Consider the following 20,781-nt stretch of genomic DNA (forward strand, 5'->3'; position numbering starts at 1 on the left):
ATTAAACAGCTTAGCTGCCCCAAAAACTTTAAAACATTTAAAGTTTTTGGTTTAAAAGGCATAGTTAACCCCAACAAACCAAGTTGTTCTGTTATTTTTTTCAACAATTGGACTATCTGTTATTTCACTGGGTAAATGCTGATATTTAAACAAGCCAACTAAACGCCAATTTGAGTTAAAACGATAACTTGGACTTAATTTTATATAAGGTAATAAAGCAGAATCTGGCTGATAATAATACACCGAGTCTACATTATCTCGCTGTGATACCCCATAATAATAACGGCTGAGCTCTTTACTTAGCCAGTCTGTGCCAATCCCCCAGTTTAGCTGCCAGTGGTTGGTATAATTAACAACTTGCCTAAATTCAAGGTTGATATTTTCTCCATAATGAACTTGACTGACATCCGTTAACACACTGAGTCGAAAAGCACTTGTATCATTAATAAACCAGTCGAGTTGAACACCTGCATCAAGCGACCATTTACGTTTAGCTAATTGACGATAATCGAGATGGGCACTTTGTGGAGAGATTTGATTTTGATTATTGTTAGACCATTCTGCTGTTAATTTGGTATCTAATGTCGGCTCTTTAGAGTCTGAATTAACAAATTGAGTCATCAAAATATTAGCTGGGTGCCAGTCAACAAAGTGAACCACTTCTTCATTTAATCGGCTAATAGCGCTTAATGCATAATTCGGAGTTTCGACAAAGGTATAACCTAAGTCGCCATTTTCAAAAAATACATTTTCACCGTAATAATATACCGACGGCAAAATATACAACGGAAAATCATCACCTTGCACTAAAGGATTAGATTTATTACCAACCCCTAAAGAGACTGAAAAATGCCACGAGTCTACCTTAGCATAACTGCCAGAATCAGCCGGATAAGCTTGAGAATCGGCCAATGCAGTATTAAAAGTAAATAAACACCCTAAACTGAAAATAAGTGACGCTGGTTTTAACAAGTGATTTCTCTAAATTAATTTACCGCTAAATATGGCTAAATTTATCAACTAAATCAAAGAATACCAGTAAAGGTTACACTTAATAACAATTATCTAAAAATGCTCGCCATTAATGTAATATTGTTTATGACCAATCACGGTAAAAGCAACTTGAATATCTGTATTTTCATAATAAGGTAATAACGCATTGGTAATTGCTTTCGCACATTTATTTTGAATATGTAAAGCCCGTTCAAACCACAATACTTCTACTTGCGGATTACCTTGGCTTTTTTGACCTGCTTGATAAAACTGGCTCTGAATGAGCTGAATATTATAATCTTCTAACGGAGATTGGGTTAGTTGAGCAAGCTCTGGGAGTAAGGTTTCACTTAATGTTTCTGCAACTGCTTCACTTACCGCATATAGCCTTAAGTGTGGCATAAATTCTCCTAAAATAGTTGATATATCACGCTAAAAAAATTAAACCAATTGAAAAAAGCGCATAAAAAAAGCTCGTTACTTTCGTAACGAGCTTTAAAGATAGATAATTTAGCTTAAATAAGCCAGCCTAGCAAGCTGACTAAAATAAATTAACCTAATAAGGTTTTTAATTGTTGGCTCACTTGCTCAACTTGCAAAGTACCATCTAATTTACAATATTTGGTTTTACCTTGCTCTGCTAAATTTTGATAATAAGCAACTAATGGCTCAGTTTGCTCATGATAAATATCTAAACGTTTTTTAACGGTTTCAGCTTCATCATCTGCACGGATCACTAAATCCTCGCCCGTTACATCATCTTTACCTTCCACTTTTGGTGGATTATAAACAAGGTGATAAACACGACCCGAAGCTTGGTGAACACGGCGGCCACTCATACGCTCAACAATGACTTGATCTGGTACATCAAATTCTAAAACATAATCAATGTCGATGTTGCTTTCAACCATAGCATCAGCTTGTGGAATTGTTCTTGGGAAACCATCTAATAAAAAGCCATTTTCACAATCCGCTTGTGCAATACGCTCTTTTACTAAACCAATAATGATTTCATCAGAAACCAACTGACCTGCATCAATAACTTTTTTTGCTTCCAATCCAAGTGGTGTACCCGCTTTAATGGCAGCACGTAACATATCACCAGTTGAGATTTGTGGAATGCCAAACTCTTGCATTAAGTATTGCGCTTGAGTGCCTTTACCTGCGCCCGGCGCACCTAATAAGATGATTCGCATAACGACCTCTGAAAAAACTAAAAATAAACTGCGGCGAACAATACACAAAAGGCACCAAATATACAAGTTTTAATCCCGATTTGAGCCGTTTTTGCTTATTTTTGACAAATAAAAAAGGGGATATTTATCCCCTTTAATTAAATAATTATGCAGCTAAGTAGCCAGTATTAAGCAACTTTAAGCAATAATTTATTCAGCCTGCTGACAAACTCTGCCGGATTTTCTAATGAACCACGCTCAGCTAAAGTGGCTTGATCAAGTAATACTTCAACCCACTCTTTAAATGCAGCTTCATCTGCTTCATCCGCAATGCGTTTAACCAATGAGTGATCCGGATTTACTTCAAAAATGTATTTGGTTTCTGGCATTGCCTGACCAGCTGCTTCTAACAGTTTTTGCATTTGAGTATTCATATCAAATTCATCTGTTGTAATCACTGCCGGCGAGTCAGTTAATTTATGAGTCACTTTCACATCTTTAACTTTATCGCCTAAAGCAGTTTTAGCACGCTCAACAAAGCTCTTGAATTCTTTTTCTGTTTCTTCATGTGCTTTTTTAGTTTCTTCGTCATCCATATCAGACAAATCAATATTGGCTTTAGCAACATGCTGGAATTGTTTTTCGCTATATTCAGTAATATGGCTCATCATCCATTCATCAACACGTTCAGCCATTAATAAGACTTCAATGCCTTTTTTACGGAAAACTTCAAGATGCGGGCTGTTTTTAGCCGCCGCAAAAGTATCTGCAGTAATGTAATAAATTTTATCCTGACCTTCTTTCATTCGGCCAAGATAATCATCTAATGACACACTTTGTTCTGCGGTATCATTATGAGTTGAAGCAAAGCGGAATAACTTGGCAATTTTTTCTTTATTAGAAAAATCTTCTGCTGGACCTTCTTTCAACACATTACCAAACTCTTTCCAGAATGTTTTATAATCTTCTGGGTTGTTTTCTGCCATGCGAGTTAAAATTTGTAAAACTCGTTTTACGTTACCATTACGAATGGCTTGAGTGACTTTATTGTCCTGTAAAATTTCACGCGATACGTTAAGTGGCAAATCGTTAGAATCAACTAAACCTTTCACAAATCGTAAGTAGCTTGGTAAGAATTTTTCGGCATCATCCATAATAAAAACACGTTGTACATACAGTTTAACGCCGTGTTTTACATCGCGGTTCCACAAATCAAATGGTGCGCGTTTTGGAATATATAACAAGCTGGTATATTCAGTTTTACCTTCAACCTTGTTATGTGCCCATTTAAGCGGCTCATCAAAATCATGCGCAACAGATTTATAAAATTCTTTATATTCTTCATCAGTGATTTCAGATTTATCTCGAGTCCAAAGTGCAGTACCTTTGTTAATGGCTTCCCAACCACCTTCTGTTGCTGGAATATTATCACCATCTTCCACTTCCTGCTCAGGTGTTCCTTCTTGATACATTTCAACCGGAATACCAATATGATCAGAATAACGGGTAATTGTTGAGCGAACTTTCCACTCATCTAAAAATTCTTTTTCTTCTTCTCGAAGGTGTAAAATAACTTCAGTACCACGATCAGCTTTTTCAATATCAGCAATAGAGAACTCACCCTCGCCGGCTGACTGCCACTCAACGCCACGATCTGCACTTTGACCAGCCGCACGGGTACGTACTGTTACATTATCTGCAACAATAAATGCAGAATAAAAACCAACCCCAAACTGACCGATTAATTTAGAATCTTTTGCTTGATCACCGGTTAAGTTACCAAAAAACTCTTTAGTGCCCGACTTAGCAATTGTGCCTAAATGTTCAATCACTTCGTCACGAGTCATCCCAATACCATTATCGCTAATGGTAATGGTATTAGCGGTTTTATCGACAGCAACACGAACACGCAATTCACCATCGTTTTCAAACAAGGCATTATTTTCTAAAGCTTTAAATCTGAGTTTGTCGGCCGCATCTGATGCGTTAGAAATTAACTCACGTAAAAAGATTTCTTTATTTGAATAAAGTGAGTGGATCATCAGTTGTAATAACTGTTTTACCTCGGTTTGAAAACCATGTGTTTCTTTATGTGCAACTTCGCTCATGAATAAGTCTCCGCTATATTCGGTTAAATCTGATAAAACTAACTGCAAAAAACTTGCGATAAAATAAGGTTGCCAGACTAGAGCTAGCCTTGGCAGTGTTATCAAAAATGGGGGTTAGGGATAGTTTTTCAAGGGAAAAAATAATTAAACTATAAGATTAATTATTGATTTCCCCGTGCTGCCTCAAGATGTTTGATTTCAGCCGGAGAAAAATACGTAAGGTAGAACTAATTGTTAGCGCTATAGTCGCCAGAATTAAGCTAAGGATTTTCGGCCGCTAAACGCATGACCTAAGGTTTTACCGTCGATTGAAGCTAACTCACCGCCAGATGGTAAACCTTGAGCTAAACGAGTCACTTTAATTTGATATTGCGCTGCGATTTCAGAAATATAATAAGCTGTTGCCTCACCTTCAACACTCGGAGAAGTCGCTAAAATAAGCTCCTCAATATTTTGTTCCATTAATTGTTTTTCAAGTAAATTAAGCCCTAACTCTTGCGGCCCAATGCCATCAATCGGCGATAATAACCCCATTAAAACAAAATAACGCCCTTTGTAATGTCCTGTGTCTTCAATAGCCAATAAATCCATTGGCGAAGCAACAACACAAATTTGTGCCGATTCTTGCCTAAATTCAGAATGGCAAATATCACAAACTTCATGCTCTGAAAAATTTCGGCATAACTGACAACGGCAAACGCCCTGCAAAGCTGAATTAATTGCAGATGATAAACGCCTTGCGCCTTTTTGCTGGCGTTCCAGCAAACCAAAAGCAATGCGCTGAGCCGATTTAGGACCAACTCCGGGTAATATTTTTAATGACTCAATCAATTCTTCAATTAACGGCGTAAACTTCATTTAATACAACTGTTTTGGTTAAGGCTAAATAAAAATGCAGCGAGTTGCGCTGCATTTTCAATAATAATTAAAACGGCATTTTAAAGCCCGGAGGTAATTGCATACCGCCTGTTACTTCTGCCATTTTTTCCTGATTTTGCTTTTCAACTCTGCGTACCGCGTCATTACAAGCTGCGGCAATTAAATCTTCCAGCATTTCTTTATCTTCTTCTAATAAAGATTGATCAATATTAACTCGGCGAACGCCATGATTGCCTGCCATAGTGACTTTAACCAGACCGGCACCTGCTTCACCCGTTACTTCCATTTTTGCGATTTCTTCTTGGGCTTTTTGCATACGCTCTTGCATTTGCTGAGCTTGCTTCATCATATTGCCAAGACCGCCACCACCTTTAAACATAATTTTTTACCTTTTACACTATTACTAAATTTAAATTTGTTACACAGCTTTAATTGAACCGGACACAATTTGCCCGTCAAATTGCGCCAATAATGCGTTAACTTGCGTATCAGAGTCAATCAGTTCATTTGCATAAACTAAGCGACAATCTTCAATTTCTTGCTGAATTTGATAAGGCGTAGCCTCAAGTTTATCTGCTATTTCGACATTAATTTCAATATTTTGATTTAATACTGCAGCCAATTTTTGTTTTAAAATTTGGCAATTATGCTGCGTATTTAAATGTTTTTGACTCTCACTCAAACGTAAGTTCACCTGATTATTATTAAGCTGATAAGTAGAATGTAAAGCGAATTGCCGCTGCAATCCGGATAATTCTAGCTGCTCAATTAATTCAGCCCAGTCGTCAAATTGATGTGCTTTACGGATCCCTTGATGCACTTTTTGGTTAATATTTAAATTTGCAAACTCAGTTGAATTTTGCCTTGCCTGACGATCTAACTGTGCTTGTTCAGCCGTTGCTTGCCATTCAGTTAATGTTTGTGCCTGCTCCGCCGGATTTAACTGGTTATTGGTTTGCTCAGTTTGTTGTTCTGCATGCCACGGCGGTGTATCTTGTTCAAGGCTTTGCGTATGGTCTGGTTGATAGTTTTGTTGAGAGTTTTCGGCTTTATGTTCAACAACCAGCTCAGAAGCTTGCTGAGCTAAAGCGTGCACAATGTTAGGATCAAACTCATCGGTTTGAATCGTTTTATTTTGCTCTTCTTTTTTACCGGCTTTAGTTTGCCGAATAGAACTGAGCATATCAGAAATATCAGCACTAATTGGCTCATCATTTTGTTCAGCTATAGTTTGATGAGTTAAATGCTGAGTTTCTGTTGTTTGCTCTGGATCATAACCGGCGGCAAAATTCTGATAATCTGCATAATCAGAGTCATCATATTGACTGTTCTGCTGTTCATAAGCTTGATAATCAGCCGGTACAGAAAATTCATCGGCTGAATTATTTTGCACAGCAATATTATTTTCTTGCGTTGCCAATTCAATTGAGTCAGCAACAGAATCAATGGCCGGTTCAGTGCTAATATCAGTCGTTTCTATATCTACTGAGACCTGTTCAATTTCAATATGAGGTGCAGATTCAGATAAGGTCTGAGTTTCAGAGTTTGGTTTTAACTGGCTTTCAGCTAAAGATAAAATTTGTGCCTGCTGCGCATTTAATTCAACCAATTGCTCGCTTGTTTGCTCTACGTCTAAATCAAGTGGCTTTGAATCGACTGAGTCAGGCTCATCTGTTGAAGCTAAATCTGCAGAGCTTGAGTTAGCAGCTTCTATCGAGCTATCTGGTTGTGTAGTCGGCAAAGTATCAGAATCAATATGAGCAGGTTCTGCTTCTACTTGCGAAGTAGAGTCTGCTGTTTCTCCATGTCGAAACTCTGAAATAGCCTCTGATTTGGATTCTAATTCAGTCTCAATTTGCTCTGCGACTTGCTCTACATTTTGCACTGAAACAGCAGCTTGCTGTGATTGTTCTGTCAAATCTGCCTTATCTAAAGCGGTTTTACCCTCTGATTGCTCAGTTAAAAGCGAATTGGATGATGCCGGATTATCCGACTTGTTTAACTGCTTTTTTGCAGAAAATACCTCTGCTCTGTCAATTGACACCGGATTAAAGGCAAATAAACGCATCATGGTCATTTCAAGACCAGCTCTTGGATGTGCTGCATAAGGTAGATCGCGGCGACCTCGCAAACAAATCTGATAATAAAGCTGAACTTGCTCGTCCGGTAAGTTATTTGCGGCTAAAGTTAATATATCAGCCAGCTTTTCATTTAACTTGGCGTAATCAGGTAAACTTTGAATTAAGGCAATTTGATGGAAAGCATTCATCAGTTCAACTAACACTTGCTCTGCATCTACCGCTGCTTGTGAAAGATCTTCAATTGCTTGCATGGCACTGGCAAAATCATTGTCTACAATTGCGCTCACCAGTTTTGCAGTATGCTGCTCGTCTAATAAACCAAGCATGTTACGTACATTAGCTTCTTTTAACTGGCCGTTACCCTGAGCAACGGCCTGATCAGTTAAGCTCAATGAATCGCGCATACTACCATTAGCCGCTTTGGCTAATAAGGCTAACGCTGGTTGCTCAAAAGCAATGTTCTCAGCATTTAATATTTTATCTAACTGAGTTTCAATTTGGCTTAAAGTCATTGCTTTTAAACTAAATTGCAAACAACGCGATAAAATAGTAACCGGTAGTTTTTGTGGATCAGTCGTTGCCAATAAAAATTTAATGTGCGGAGGTGGCTCTTCCAGCGTTTTTAATAAGGCATTAAATGAATGACGGGATAGCATGTGAACTTCGTCAATCAGATAAACTTTATAACGCCCCTGAGTCGGTTTATATTGAACGTTATCTAAAATTTCACGGGTATCTTCAACTTTAGTGCGTGAGGCTGCGTCCACTTCCACCAAGTCAACAAAACGTCCTTCTTCAATTGCAACACAATGCTGACACTGACCACACGGCTCAGCCGTTACTCCATTTTCGCAGTTTAAACTTTTAGCAAAAATACGGGCAATTGTGGTTTTTCCCACACCTCGGGTGCCAGTAAATAAATAAGCGTGATGTAGTCTGTCGTTACTTAATGCATTACTTAAAGCCGTTACTACATGCTCTTGCCCCATTAACTGGGCAAACATTTGTGGCCGCCATTTACGCGCTAAAGCTTGATAACTCATGAAATTAAATTATTCTCCGTCAAACGCAACTAAACTATATGGCTCAACACCTAAGTTACGTAGTTTCTGCTCACCACCTAAAGCAGGTAACGCAATAACAAAAGCTGCATCTTCCACTTGAGCGCCAAGCTGGCGAACCAGTTTAACTGTTGCTTCAATTGTTCCGCCAGTTGCAATTAAATCATCCACCAATAAAACCGTATCTGTTGGATTTAAAGAGTCTTTATGAATATGTAATTCATCTTCACCATACTCTAATTGATAGGTTTGGCTAATGGTTTCACGCGGTAATTTATTCGGTTTTCTAGCCAAAACAAAACCTGTATTTAAAATATTGGCGACAGCCGAACCAAAAATAAACCCTCGAGCTTCAGTACCAACTACTTTAGTAATACCTTTATTTAAATAAGGTTGAGCTAAACATTCAACTGCTTTTTTAAATGCAGCACCATCTTCAACTAAACTGGTCACATCTCGGAAAATAATCCCCGGCTTTGGATAATCAGGAATCGCTTTGATACTGTTTTTTAGTTGCGCAAGTGTTTGTTCGTTAATCATTAGGTAAGGCCTTTACTAAATTATCGTTGCATTAAAGCAAAATAGAGCTAAATTGCAACTCTAACGCAGTAAATCTTACCTTAAAATTAAAGTTTAAGCTGCTTGAAATGTATAAGAATGCACCATGCTCTCAACTACTTTTTCCGCTGAAACTGGCTTTGCTAAACATTGCACATTGAGTTGATTAACTTTAAATTCCAGCGCCTGACTGGTATCTGTTGAAAGCAATAAAATTTGATGTGGTTGAATATTGATATCAGCTAATAGATTTTCGATTAATTTAATTCCGTCCATAAACGGCATTTTATAATCTGTGATAATAAAATCGAACTGAGTATCTTGCACTAAAGATAAAGCGGCCAGACCATTTTCAGCACAAGTAACCTGGTGCTTATTTGAAATGAGTTTTTTTTCAAGTGCGTTTAAAACACTAGTATTGTCGTCGACAATCAATACGTTCATACTACAGTATCCCTGCGATCTTCTAAGTTTTTACATTAGAGCTAATATAACTTAGAAAAGTTTCATTTTTACGAATTATATCCATTTGGCTTTACTGATAAAAAATCGAAGTAAAACGGTGTAGTATAAAAGCTGCTCAAAAAGCGTTTATCATACGGTTTTCACTGAGCAGCAATTATAGAGCTGATTATTTGCTTAAAATTAAAATCCAAGCTAAAACAGCTGGTAATAATGGCAACGCAATCGCTGCAATAGTGGCAATATGTAAGTGTAAAGCGTTGGAAGTATCCATTTCGCCTGATGTATCGTGATGACCCATAAATAGTTACCCTAAACTAGCTAATAAAATCGGCCGCTATATTAGACAATTACCGATTAAATTCCAAATTTATTTTTTAACAAAATACTCCGTTCAGCAAATTGCTGTAGGCTTAAAATTAGCCCCTGTTCAAGTTGAGTGGCGTTAATTTCAGTTAATTCTTTAACCATAAGTTGATATAAAGACTGATAATTATTGGCTAAGTTATTTTTAATTAGCTCTAATAAATAAGCTGATAGTGTATTGATCACAACAAAATCAACTTGTTCATTGTGATTACGATATAGCACTAAATAAGTCGGTACTTTATTCGGCTCTACGGGTTGATTATCCAAACTAATTTGATGTACCGCAAAAGGATAAGAAACTAACTCGGCCAAATCAGAAAAATAAAAGTTATCCTGCGTTACATCTTCAATTTGTTGTGCAGTTTGATTTCGGCTTCTTAATGATAGGTCTAATTCTAACCATTCATAATGTGCCAGTTCTTTTAAAAAGATAGGATCTTGCGCTGCAACTTGATATTCATTAGCTAAAAATTCGATAAATTCTTGAGCTATTTGACAAAAAAGAGGTTGCTGACTTTTATGCTGGCGAAGAAATAAAGTTTGTAGACGATGCCAGTCTTGCTCTGAATATAGGCTTTTGAGCACAGGAAAAGCCGTATTAATAAAACCTGATACTGTATTAAAAATAAGGGATTGATAAATATTAAGTCTGGTTTTATCAATAGCTAAATCTGATTGTTTATCCGGATTTCTAATCAGCTCAGCAAATGCATATTGTAAATCTTTAAAACCTGTCATTTTGCTTAGCCAATTGTTGTAACCGATGAATATATTCAACCTCTGTTAACAATGAATTAAGTGATGGAATATTAAAATCTCGCTCGAGTAACGTTGGATACACTCCATGACATTGATAAGCAAAAGCCAATAAATCCCAAACCTGCTCAATCACATCTGCGCCATGTGAATCAATAATTAAATTTTCAGCCTCGTTATAATGTCCGGCAACATGCCCATAAATGATTTTTTCACTTGGCAGCGCTTGTATAAACATTCTGGCATCATAACCATGATTGATAGAATTTACATAAACATTATTAACATCTAGCAATAACTGAGCACCCGATTTTTTTAAAATTTGATTCGTAAATTCTAATTCTGTTAGTTCAGTCGATAATGGGGTGTAATAAGAGACATTTTCTAATACGAGTGGCCGCTGGATTATATCCTGTACTTGGCTAATACGATCAACCACATAATCTACCGCGTCTGTGGTGAATGGAATAGGCATCAGATCATATAAATGTCCATTAGCAGAGCAAAAGCTCAGATGCTCCGAATAATGTAGAATCTCATACTTATCTAAAAACGCTTTTATTTGCTTGATATACTCAATATCTAGCGGATCCGGACTACCAATGGATAAAGATAAGCCGTGGCAAACAAAATTATGTTCAGCAGTTAACGACTCAAACAACTTAACGGCTTTACCTGACTGTTTTAGCCAGTTTTCAGGTGCGACCTCTAAAAAATCAACCTGCTGTGGAAAATTAGCAGATAAGGCTTCAATAAAGTCTCGCCTAAGCCCTAAACCTGCACCTGAAACTGTGTGTTTATTATTTAACATTCAATAAATTATGACTTCTTTAGAAAGCGATTAAACTCTAAACTGCCTGTTGCAGAAAGGATTAGCATTCTTTACTTAGCACCGCACTTGCCTTCACCACATTTCGCTTCTTTTTCTGCTTTAGCACCGCACTTGCTTTCACCGCATTTCGCTTCTTTTTCTGCTTTAGCACCACACTTGCCTTCACCGCATTTCGCTTCTTTTTCTGCTTTAGCACCACACTTGCCTTCACCGCATTTCGCTTCTTTGTCAGCTTTGGCTTGATGCACTAGCTGCTCATATCCACCTGAAAGTTGTTCAACTGAAAAGCCTTCAGCCTGAACAGTACCGGATAAACCACCTAACACAACCGCACCCAGTGCCAAATTAAGCTTTGAATTATTTAACGTTTTCATGTTTGCTCCTTAATGATAATGCTTGCTTATTAGACCAGATATACCTTATATAAATTTCAAAGAGATTAATAAAAACTGATCATTAAATTCTAGATATAAAAAAAGCAGCCGAAGCTGCTTTTTAATTCTCAATAAATATAGACACTTATAGAGCTATGTTTTTACGCTCAGCAGCACCTTTTATATAACTAATCCAACCTTTAGCTGCACGCTTTTGCTGTGCATATTCAAGACTTTCATTAGCATACTTATAAGCTGTTTTGTAATTGCCCATATTATAGTTTACTTCAGTCAATGCGATTTTAATTGCACCGGCCTTTTCACTACCTAACTCAAGTGCCTTTTCAAAAGCGGCAATTGAACTTTTATACTGTTCAGCCACAGAGAATAAATCGCCTGCTTTTTGATAAAAGTTAGCATCATTATCCACTTTAGCTGCAGCAAGGTATGATTCAGCTGCTTTTTTATATTCTGAAGCTTGATGGTAATAATTAGCCATTGCACTTAAATTTTTAGCATCTTTCTCAATTAAGCCAGACTTAATTTTAGATTCCATTGTTGTAGCAGCTTTATAAAAGATACCATTCATAGAATAAAGTTGAGCTAAAGTTTTATAGTGTGATGCTTTATCTAAAAATCCTTGTTCTTCAGCTAACTCAAAAGTAGATAAAGAATAAGCATAATTTTCAGTCATCAAATAGAACTGTGCAAGTGGTATCCACCATTTCTTATCACTCGGAAAAACTTTAATCGCAGCAGTTGTAATCTCAATCGCACCCTTATAATTTTTCTGATCTACATAAGCAGACATCTTTAATTGATAAGGATCTGGCTTAGGCTCTTTTGCATATTTAATAGCTAAGTCAGCATTCTTATGCGTTTGATCAAATTTTTTCAACTGATAATACGCCAAGGCTTTATGAGAATATACAGTTGGATCATGCTCTTCAGTAAAAGCATACCATTTGTCATATGCATCAATAGAACCTTGATAATTTTCCTCTTGAAGATTCAAGATAGCAAGTAACTTATATACACCAGCCTGATCATCCCAGCTTAGTACATCTAAGTTCGCTGCATAAGTGATTTTTTCAATGGCTTTTTTATAGTCACCTTCTTGAGCATATAATTTACCAATCAATTGAGCTAGATAAGCTTTATCAAACTCTTTCTTGGGTTCTAACTCTTCCAGTAACTTAATAGCACCTTTTGGATCAGCCTCATTTCTGCCTTCCTCTTCGTTAGGCGTTAAAAGCTCAACCGCTTCTGCTACTTTTTTACCAACTTTTTCAGACATTACCTCTACAGGCCGTGCCTTTTTCTTTTCTTCCAGCGATTGTGAGGCTGCTGCAGCTTGCATTGGCACGAGTGTAGCCGATGTAGTTGCACCAAACAAAACCGCTGTCAATATCAATCGTGAGAATTTCATACTATCTCCAGGGTTAGCCTCAAAACTTATTTAATTTAATAAGAATTAAAGCTAACCTTCCTCAATTAAGCTTAAAATCCAAACTTAGTTCGCAGCCAAACTAAAGTCTAGTCGAACTGTCAGACCTGGTTGCTTAACCGGCTTACCATCAACAATTTTTGGTTTGTATTTCCACTTTGATAACGCTTTTTTAGCCTCACGGTCAAAAATACGTTTAGGTTCTGCATCGATAACATCAACATCGATTACACCACCAACTTCATCAATAGTGAAACTCAGCTCTACCCAGCCTTCAATACCATCTCTTGCTGCTTGAGCAGGATAACGTGGTTCAATTCGAACGATTGGTGTTGCATCACCATCTTTCATAAGTGCACCACTAATATCACCTATGCCAGCATCCACACCACCGGTACTTACTGCAGGCATATCCAAGTTGATACCTCCCGCATTTGCGTCCGTAGTTTCTGGCTCAGCCGCCTCTGGCGGTGGTGGAGCCTGAGGTGGTGGCGGCGGTGGCGGCGGCGTTCTCGATCTTTCTTGTACTGAGTCTGACGGCTTTTGCATCACGATATCAATCCTAGGCGCTTCTTCGGAAGCGTCTGGGCCTCGTTGATTATTGGCAATTAATTGTGCCATCAAAACAAAAAGGCCGAATGTTATCGCTATGCCTATTGGTATGGATAACAGTAGGCGGATCATATTACTTTTTCCCCGCAACTACGATTTTATCAATACCAGCAGCCTTGATTTGGTCCATGACCTTCACTACTCTACCATGTTTAGCTTCTTCATCAGCTTGAATAATTACAGTATCTGTAGCTTGCTCTGCTAACATTTTTTCAAGGTTAGCTTGAACACGTTCTACGTCAACCATACGCTTATCCATCCAAATATCACCATTATTACTAATTGCAATAAAGATATTGGCCTTCGGCTTAGCTTCAGCTTGATTTGCTTCTGGTTTAATTACTTCAATACCTGCCTCTTTAACAAAAGAGGTTGTTACGATAAAGAAGATCAGCATGATGAATACGATGTCTAGCATCGGTGTCATATCGATTGCTGCATCTTCCTCTTCTCGGCGATGTCTACGTGCCATAAATGAATCTCTCTAATGATGTGGCAAACTGTCCACTAACTTTTCTACTTCCATTCTTACGCGTGTTTCTATTCTAGAGCTAAAGAAAACCCCAGAAAGCGCTGCAACCATACCAGCCATAGTTGGAATCGTTGCCATGGAAATACCTGATGCCATCAAGCGAGGGTTACCAGTACCGGATACTGCCATGGTTTCAAATACTGAAATCATACCTGTTACCGTACCGAACAATCCAATTAAAGGACATACCGCCACTAGGGTTTTAATCAATAGAATTCTGGCATTCAGTAATTCTGATGCTTCCGATATCCAAGCTTCACGCACTCTGTGCGCATACCAAGATGTCGTATCTTCACGCGAATCCCAACGTTGGATAATGGTTTTTTTATGTTTTGGAAATTCCACTAACATAAACCAATATCTTTCAATCATTAAGATCCACATAACAGCTAGCACCCCGAAGACGATCCATAATACATCGCCCCCGGTTGATATAAATCCCCTGACAGTTTCCCAAAGTTCTATCAGGTATAACATCTTATGCTCGCTCCTGCTCCGCGTGAGCTGCTACGATACCCGCGCTTTGCTCTTCTAAGACATGAACAATAGACTTGCTCTTAGCTGCAGTAATACTATGTAAGAAAATTAATGGTAATGCTGCAATTAGACCTTGAGCTGTAGTTACAAGTGCCATTGAGATATCACCAGCCATGATTTTAGGGTCACCGGTACCGAATAATGTGATTGACTGGAAAGTACCAATCATACCGGTAACTGTACCTAAAAGACCTAATAAAGGTGCAATAGCTGCTAAAATCTTAATTACGTTCACACCACGTTCAATGCTCGGTGTTTCACGTAGGATAGCTTCATCAAGTTTAAGTTCTAAGGTTTCTGTATCTACTTTTTTGTTAGATTGATAAACACTTAAAATACGACCTAATGGGTTATTACTCTTAGGATTATTAACGTCTTTTAATTGACTCTTAATCTTAGCACCAACCACGTTTAGCGTGATAAAACGTTCAAGAGAAATTAACATACCAATTAATAATACAACTGTAATTACATAACCAGGTAAACCACCTTGATGATAACGCTCCATCATAGTTGCTTTTTGCTTGAATATATCAAGAATTGCACCACGTGAAGGGTCAAGGTATAAACCTGTGTAACCAGATGTTGTATCGTTAAATTCAGCAACAGATGCAACCATATGGCTTTCAGGTTGACGACCTAAAGGCTCAATTTGATTACTATCTGAGTTAAATTTTAAATAGTGATCATTAGCTAATAAGTTGAATGAACCAACTCGAGTAACTGTCTGCATTGATTCAGAGCCATCTAAACCAACCACATTAGCTTCAAATTTCACAACTTTAGAAGATTCTGTCATTTCTGTTTGCAACGCAAACCATAATTCTTCTAACTCACTTAATTTAGGAAGCTCTTTCGCTTCAGCTAATTTAGCTAATAATTCAGTACGGTCTGAATATTCTGGTTGAGCACTAATGATTGATGTTGCAACACGACCAACTGTATCACCAGCGGCCTGACGAACCACACCAAACATCTCACCTAATGTGCCTTTTGCAGCATCAAGCTCTGCTGTTTTTTCAGTAATGCGTTTTTCATTATCGGCAAAAGCTTGTTGTAATTGCTTTTGACGATTTTGAGCAGCAGTCAACTCATTTTTAGCTTTATTTAATAAAGCTTGCTTTTGATCGCGAGCAGCACGGAACTCCGCTTCACGCTCTTTGTTTAATTTTGCTTCAGAAACACGATTAGCTTTAACGTCTTGCAGTAACTTATCTAGCGCACTTGAATCTGCATATGCACCAAAAGTCATACTTGTTAGAGCGATTGCTGAAGCAGTTAGAATTGTTTTAATCGATTTCATTATTCTGCACTCTCCGCTGCAAACACTGGCACTTGAATTAAATCAGGAGCAACCTGATTTTTAGCCATACGAATTACTTTGGTAACTGGTTTTAAGTATTCATCACCTAACTCTACCCAATTACGCGCATCATTATCCCAAACCCAAGCATGCTTAAGATCTAAAGATTGAGCTAATAAAGCCACACGACCGATATGAACCATATCTACAGTGATGTCATTTAATTTGCCTTGATAAGCCGAGATAGCTGAACCATAATCATTTTCAATTTGGTATGCTTCAAGAACCAAACGGAAGCGTTCAGAAGTTGTGATATTAGGATCGCTCATTAATTCACGAATACGTTCAACGCGAGCTGTACGCTGTTCAACTTCAATTGGAATATCTAACGCAATAAATTTCTCTAAAGAATCAAGCATACGATACATTAAAGGAATTACACCTTTCTTAGTATCTTCAATACCATTAATTTGACCTTGTAGAGAATCAATTAATTTTTGTTGATTATTAACCAACTTTTGAACATGGTCGTTATACATGTTTAAATTATCAGTTTCATCAACTACTTGACGATACTCTGAAAGCAAGTCAATTGACTGCTCAAACATTGCATCAACACGTTTTTGAGACTTTACAGCTGCATCATGAATAGCATGCTCTTCTTTGTGCAGATTTTCCACTGGGTCTGCATACGCAGCTGAAGACAGTGACATTGCACATGCTACAGCTAATGCAGAAGCGAGTTTTTTGCTTTTAATCATCTTTGACACGATTCCCAATAATTAATAATTGTATGGAACTTTCTAGCTGGCTGACTCAGACTAGCTCCATTATAGATATTTGTTATAGTTTTAAATAAAACTGCAACAAATATCTACCAATTGAGTCTTTCTGTCAACCGGGCCATTTACTTAAATGAAGATGTTCGTTAAGTCAAAATCCAGCACTGAAGATTTTATTAACCAACTTTCTTCTAATAGACGCAGATGAATCTTAGCGAATCTGGATACTAGATTGCAAAGATTTTTATATAAATAGACAATATTTTTTGTTTTTTTTTGATTAAATTTACATATTCAGCATTTTTTGCTTTAAATTTAATCAAATGTTAATAAAAGCTGGGTGTAGGCTTATTTATAAGAAAGGAATAAAATCAGGATTTTAACAAATTCATTTATAGTAATAATAAATATAAGTGATAATTAGTCAGCTTATTTTATTATAAATAAGCTGACTAAAAAGATAGCTACATTCTTTCCATGGTTTCAATGCCTAACACATCCAAACCTAGTTGTAATGTCTGCGAAGTCCATAAACTTAAACCTAACCGGCTCTGCTTATCTGCATCAGTTACATCAGATTTTAAAATTGGACACGCTTCATAAAAACTCATAAACAAACTTGCAAGTTCATACAAGTATGCACATAAAACATGCGGGTGAGCTTCTTTAGTCACTTGCTCCAAAATATCTTCAAACTGCAATAATTTAATTGCCAAAGCTCTTTCCTGAGGTTGAGCGACTTGTATCTGTGCTGTTAACGCATCAGGCGTAATGCCCGCTTTTGCAAAAATAGAGCGAACCCGAGTATAAGCATATTGTAAATAAGGTGCTGTAGCGCCTTCAAAACTCAGCATAGTTTTCCATGAGAAAATATAATCACTGGTTCTATGCTTAGATAAATCGGCAAATTTAACCGCGCCAATTCCTACTTTTCTGGCAATTTGTGTTTGCTCTTGCTCGCTAATATCAACAGCTCTTTCAGCAATTAAAGCCTGAGCGCGAGCAACAGACTCATCTAACAACTCAGTTAACTTAACCGTATCGCCAGAACGGGTTTTAAATGGTTTACCATCTTCACCCATCATAGTGCCAAAGGCATGGTGCTCTAAACTGATATCCGGTTTAACAAACCCAGCTTTACGTGCAATAGTAAATACCTGCTGCATGTGTAAAGATTGGCGTGCATCAATAAAATATAAGCAGCGATCAGCATTTAATGTCTGACTTCTATATTCAAGGGCTGCTAAATCCGTTGTTGCATATAAATAACCACCACCCGATTTTTGCACAATGGCTACTGATGGTTCACCGTCTTTATTCGCAAGCTCTTCTAAAAATACAACTTGTGCACCCTGATCTTCAACCGCTAAACCTTTATGCTGTAATTCGCTAATAACCCAAGCAAGTTTATCGTTATATGCACTTTCTGGCTTAATATCATCACGGCTTAAAGTAACATTCAATTTTTTATAAACAGCTTCACTATGCGAAACCGAAATATCAATAAACTCTTGCCATAGCTCTAAACAACGTTTATCACCACTTTGCAATTTAACAACATAGTCTCGGGCTTTAGCGGCAAAATCTGCATCGTCATCAAATCGTTTTTTGGCTTCGCGATAAAAATTTTCTAAATCAGCCAATGCAACTTCAGCCACAGAGTTACCCGCTAGCTTTTCTTCCAAAAACGCAATTAACATCCCAAATTGGGTGCCCCAGTCGCCCATGTGGTTTTGGCGAATCACTTTGTGCCCTTGAAATTCAAGCGCACGCACAACCGCATCACCAATAATTGTTGAACGTAAATGCCCGACATGCATTTCTTTGGCTAAGTTTGGCGACGAATAATCAACCACACAAATCTCAGCCTGAGCCGTAGTTTCAACCCCACTTCTTGAATCATGTAAATTCTGATTAAGCTGAGCAGATAACCAGTTTTCAGCTAAAAAGATATTAATAAAACCCGGACCGGCCACTTCAACTTTATCTGCAATATCACTTAAATCTAGCTTTGCAATCACTTGCTCAGCTAACGCTCTTGGATTCGTTTTTAATGCTTTTGCAGCGCCTAGAATACCGTTTGCTTGATAATCACCAAACTGAACTTGTTTGCTTAATGCAATATGTGGCGCAAACTCAGCCGGAATATCAGCCGCCAACATAGCCTGCTGGACTTTATCTGTTAATAATTGTCTTAATTTCATAATCAGTTACGCTTTTATTTAATCTTTAGTGTTCACGGGTCTGGCGGAATTTAACGTCAGGGTAACGCTCTTGTGCTAAATTCAAATTCACCATAGTAGGTGCGATATATGTTAAGTTATCGCCGCCATCTAAAGCTAAATTTGGCTCAGCTTTACGTTTAAACTCTTCAAATTTCTTAACATCGTCACATTCCACCCAACGTGCAGTGGCAACATTAATAGCTTCGTAAATCGCCTCAACTTTATATTCAGCTTTTAGACGAGCAACTACTACATCAAACTGCAATACACCAACCGCTCCAACAATTAAATCGTTATTAATGAGTGGACGGAACACCTGTACCGCACCCTCTTCTGATAATTGAACCAGACCTTTTAATAACTGCTTTTGTTTAAGCGGATCTTTTAAACGAATACGCCTAAAGAGTTCAGGCGCAAAGTTTGGAATGCCCGTGAATTTTAAATTTTCGCCCTGAGTAAAAGTATCACCAATTTGAATCGTACCGTGATTGTGTAAACCAATAATATCACCAGCATACGCATCATCCGCTCTTTCACGGTCGCCTGCCATAAAAGTGACCGCATCAGAAATACTAATGTTTTTACCTAACCTGACATGATTCATTTTCATGCCTTGAGTATATTGTCCAGAAACAATCCGCATAAATGCAATTCTGTCTCTGTGTTTAGGATCCATATTAGCCTGAATTTTAAATACAAAGCCGGTAAAGTTATTTTCAGTTGCCGCAACTTCTCTGTCGTCAGTTTTACGTGCAAGTGGTGCCGGAGCCCATTTGGTTAAACCATCTAGCATATGGTCAACACCAAAGTTACCTAACGCGGTACCAAAAAAGACAGGTGTTAAATCACCGCTCAAAAATAACTCTAAATCAAACTCGTGAGAAGCACCAATCACTAACTCTAATTCATCACGTAAAGTTTCAGCTAACTCACTACCAATCGCTTTATCTAAATCTGGATTATCTAAGCCTTTGATAATTCGAGTTTCCTGAATGGTATGGCCCTGACCTGATTGATATAAAATCGTTTCGTCACGATGAATATGGTATACACCTTTAAACTCTTTACCGCAGCCAATTGGCCAACTCACAGGAGCACAAGCTATATTCAGCTCGTTTTCAACTTCATCCAGCAATTCCATAGGATCACGAATATCACGATCCAGTTTATTCATAAATGTCACAATCGGCGTATCACGCAATCGAGTGACTTCCATTAGTTTTCTGGTTCTGTCTTCTACACCTTTAGCCGCATCGATCACCATCAAACATGAATCAACAGCGGTTAAAGTACGATAAGTATCTTCAGAGAAATCTTCGTGACCCGGGGTGTCTAATAAATTAACCAAAGCATCATTATAAGGAAACTGCATCACCGAAGTAGTCACCGAGATACCACGCTCTTTTTCCATTTCCATCCAATCAGATTTAGCATGCTGGTTTGAACCACGGCCTTTAACTGTACCCGCTTTTTGCAGCGCCTTTCCGAATAATAAAACTTTTTCAGTTATGGTTGTTTTACCGGCATCCGGGTGAGAAATGATAGCAAATGTGCGTCGTCGATTGACTTCTTCTACTAATGACATAAATAAACCTTGTTAAAAACACTTGGCAGAACAGGGAAAGGCAATTATCCCCAAACAGCATAATGGCGCGTATTATACTCAAGTGGTTTGGAAATATAAGGTTTATCTTA

The 20,781-nt window shown here is 37.8% G+C and carries 21 protein-coding genes; all 21 read right to left on the bottom strand.

Going from position 1 to position 20,781, the window contains the following annotated elements; all coding sequences use genetic code 11:
- Positions 1 to 51: 51 nt before the first annotated feature.
- Entirely contained in the window at positions 52 to 972 is a 921-nt protein-coding gene (locus N7931_RS04930) for a MipA/OmpV family protein (protein ID WP_262792358.1), read from the bottom strand.
- Between the two features lie 93 nt (positions 973 to 1,065).
- The gene (locus tag N7931_RS04935) at positions 1,066 to 1,395 is read right to left on the bottom strand and encodes a DUF1904 domain-containing protein (RefSeq protein ID WP_262792359.1); all 330 of its coding nucleotides are present in this window, start codon (positions 1,393 to 1,395) and stop codon (positions 1,066 to 1,068) included.
- Between the two features lie 149 nt (positions 1,396 to 1,544).
- Positions 1,545 to 2,189, bottom strand: coding sequence for an adenylate kinase (adk, locus tag N7931_RS04940; protein WP_262792360.1), 645 nt, complete (start codon positions 2,187 to 2,189; stop codon positions 1,545 to 1,547).
- 167 nt (positions 2,190 to 2,356) lie between these two features.
- Positions 2,357 to 4,276, bottom strand: coding sequence for a molecular chaperone HtpG (gene htpG, locus N7931_RS04945; protein WP_262792362.1), 1,920 nt, complete (start codon positions 4,274 to 4,276; stop codon positions 2,357 to 2,359).
- Between the two features lie 255 nt (positions 4,277 to 4,531).
- Positions 4,532 to 5,134, bottom strand: a complete 603-nt coding sequence (gene recR / locus N7931_RS04950) for a recombination mediator RecR (RefSeq protein ID WP_262792363.1) — start codon at positions 5,132 to 5,134, stop codon at positions 4,532 to 4,534.
- 67 nt (positions 5,135 to 5,201) lie between these two features.
- Positions 5,202 to 5,534: a YbaB/EbfC family nucleoid-associated protein gene (locus N7931_RS04955; RefSeq protein ID WP_262792365.1), complete on the bottom strand. Its 333-nt coding sequence runs from the start codon at positions 5,532 to 5,534 to the stop codon at positions 5,202 to 5,204.
- 39 nt (positions 5,535 to 5,573) lie between these two features.
- Positions 5,574 to 8,279, bottom strand: a complete 2,706-nt coding sequence (gene dnaX, locus N7931_RS04960) for a DNA polymerase III subunit gamma/tau (protein WP_262792367.1) — start codon at positions 8,277 to 8,279, stop codon at positions 5,574 to 5,576.
- Between the two features lie 9 nt (positions 8,280 to 8,288).
- Entirely contained in the window at positions 8,289 to 8,837 is a 549-nt protein-coding gene (gene apt, locus N7931_RS04965; RefSeq protein ID WP_262792368.1) for an adenine phosphoribosyltransferase, read from the bottom strand.
- 93 nt (positions 8,838 to 8,930) lie between these two features.
- Positions 8,931 to 9,299: a response regulator gene (locus tag N7931_RS04970; RefSeq protein WP_262792370.1), complete on the bottom strand. Its 369-nt coding sequence runs from the start codon at positions 9,297 to 9,299 to the stop codon at positions 8,931 to 8,933.
- 187 nt (positions 9,300 to 9,486) lie between these two features.
- Positions 9,487 to 9,618 (bottom strand): hypothetical protein, encoded by a 132-nt coding sequence (locus N7931_RS04975; protein WP_262792371.1) that lies wholly within the window; start codon positions 9,616 to 9,618, stop codon positions 9,487 to 9,489.
- A gap of 56 nt (positions 9,619 to 9,674) precedes the next feature.
- Positions 9,675 to 10,424 (bottom strand): DUF2063 domain-containing protein, encoded by a 750-nt coding sequence (locus N7931_RS04980; RefSeq protein ID WP_262792373.1) that lies wholly within the window; start codon positions 10,422 to 10,424, stop codon positions 9,675 to 9,677.
- Positions 10,411 to 11,253 (bottom strand): DUF692 domain-containing protein, encoded by an 843-nt coding sequence (locus tag N7931_RS04985; RefSeq protein ID WP_262792375.1) that lies wholly within the window; start codon positions 11,251 to 11,253, stop codon positions 10,411 to 10,413. Before N7931_RS04985 ends, N7931_RS04980 begins: the two co-directional genes overlap by 14 nt.
- 71 nt (positions 11,254 to 11,324) lie before the next feature.
- Positions 11,325 to 11,648, bottom strand: a complete 324-nt coding sequence (locus tag N7931_RS04990; RefSeq protein ID WP_262792376.1) for a hypothetical protein — start codon at positions 11,646 to 11,648, stop codon at positions 11,325 to 11,327.
- Positions 11,649 to 11,793: 145 nt separating this feature from the next.
- Entirely contained in the window at positions 11,794 to 13,077 is a 1,284-nt protein-coding gene (locus tag N7931_RS04995) for a tetratricopeptide repeat protein (RefSeq protein ID WP_262792378.1), read from the bottom strand.
- An 84-nt stretch (positions 13,078 to 13,161) separates the two neighbouring features.
- Positions 13,162 to 13,779 (bottom strand): energy transducer TonB, encoded by a 618-nt coding sequence (locus N7931_RS05000; RefSeq protein WP_262792380.1) that lies wholly within the window; start codon positions 13,777 to 13,779, stop codon positions 13,162 to 13,164.
- A gap of 1 nt (position 13,780) precedes the next feature.
- Complete coding sequence (locus N7931_RS05005; protein WP_262792382.1) at positions 13,781 to 14,179, bottom strand: ExbD/TolR family protein; 399 nt, start codon at positions 14,177 to 14,179, stop codon at positions 13,781 to 13,783.
- Positions 14,180 to 14,191: 12 nt separating this feature from the next.
- Entirely contained in the window at positions 14,192 to 14,716 is a 525-nt protein-coding gene (locus tag N7931_RS05010) for a MotA/TolQ/ExbB proton channel family protein (protein WP_262792383.1), read from the bottom strand.
- Position 14,717: 1 nt separating this feature from the next.
- A complete protein-coding gene (locus N7931_RS05015; RefSeq protein WP_262792384.1) occupies positions 14,718 to 16,079 on the bottom strand; it encodes a MotA/TolQ/ExbB proton channel family protein in 1,362 nt (453 codons plus the stop codon).
- The gene (locus N7931_RS05020; RefSeq protein ID WP_262792385.1) at positions 16,079 to 16,840 is read right to left on the bottom strand and encodes a DUF3450 domain-containing protein; all 762 of its coding nucleotides are present in this window, start codon (positions 16,838 to 16,840) and stop codon (positions 16,079 to 16,081) included. Before N7931_RS05020 ends, N7931_RS05015 begins: the two co-directional genes overlap by 1 nt.
- Before the next feature lie 485 nt (positions 16,841 to 17,325).
- The gene (gene argS, locus N7931_RS05025) at positions 17,326 to 19,065 is read right to left on the bottom strand and encodes an arginine--tRNA ligase (protein WP_262792387.1); all 1,740 of its coding nucleotides are present in this window, start codon (positions 19,063 to 19,065) and stop codon (positions 17,326 to 17,328) included.
- Between the two features lie 25 nt (positions 19,066 to 19,090).
- Positions 19,091 to 20,671, bottom strand: a complete 1,581-nt coding sequence (gene prfC / locus N7931_RS05030; protein ID WP_262792389.1) for a peptide chain release factor 3 — start codon at positions 20,669 to 20,671, stop codon at positions 19,091 to 19,093.
- Between the last annotated feature and the right edge of the window lie 110 nt (positions 20,672 to 20,781).

It is taken from the genome of Catenovulum sp. 2E275, from assembly GCF_025515275.1.
In the GTDB taxonomy this organism is placed as follows: Bacteria; Pseudomonadota; Gammaproteobacteria; order Enterobacterales; family Alteromonadaceae; genus Catenovulum.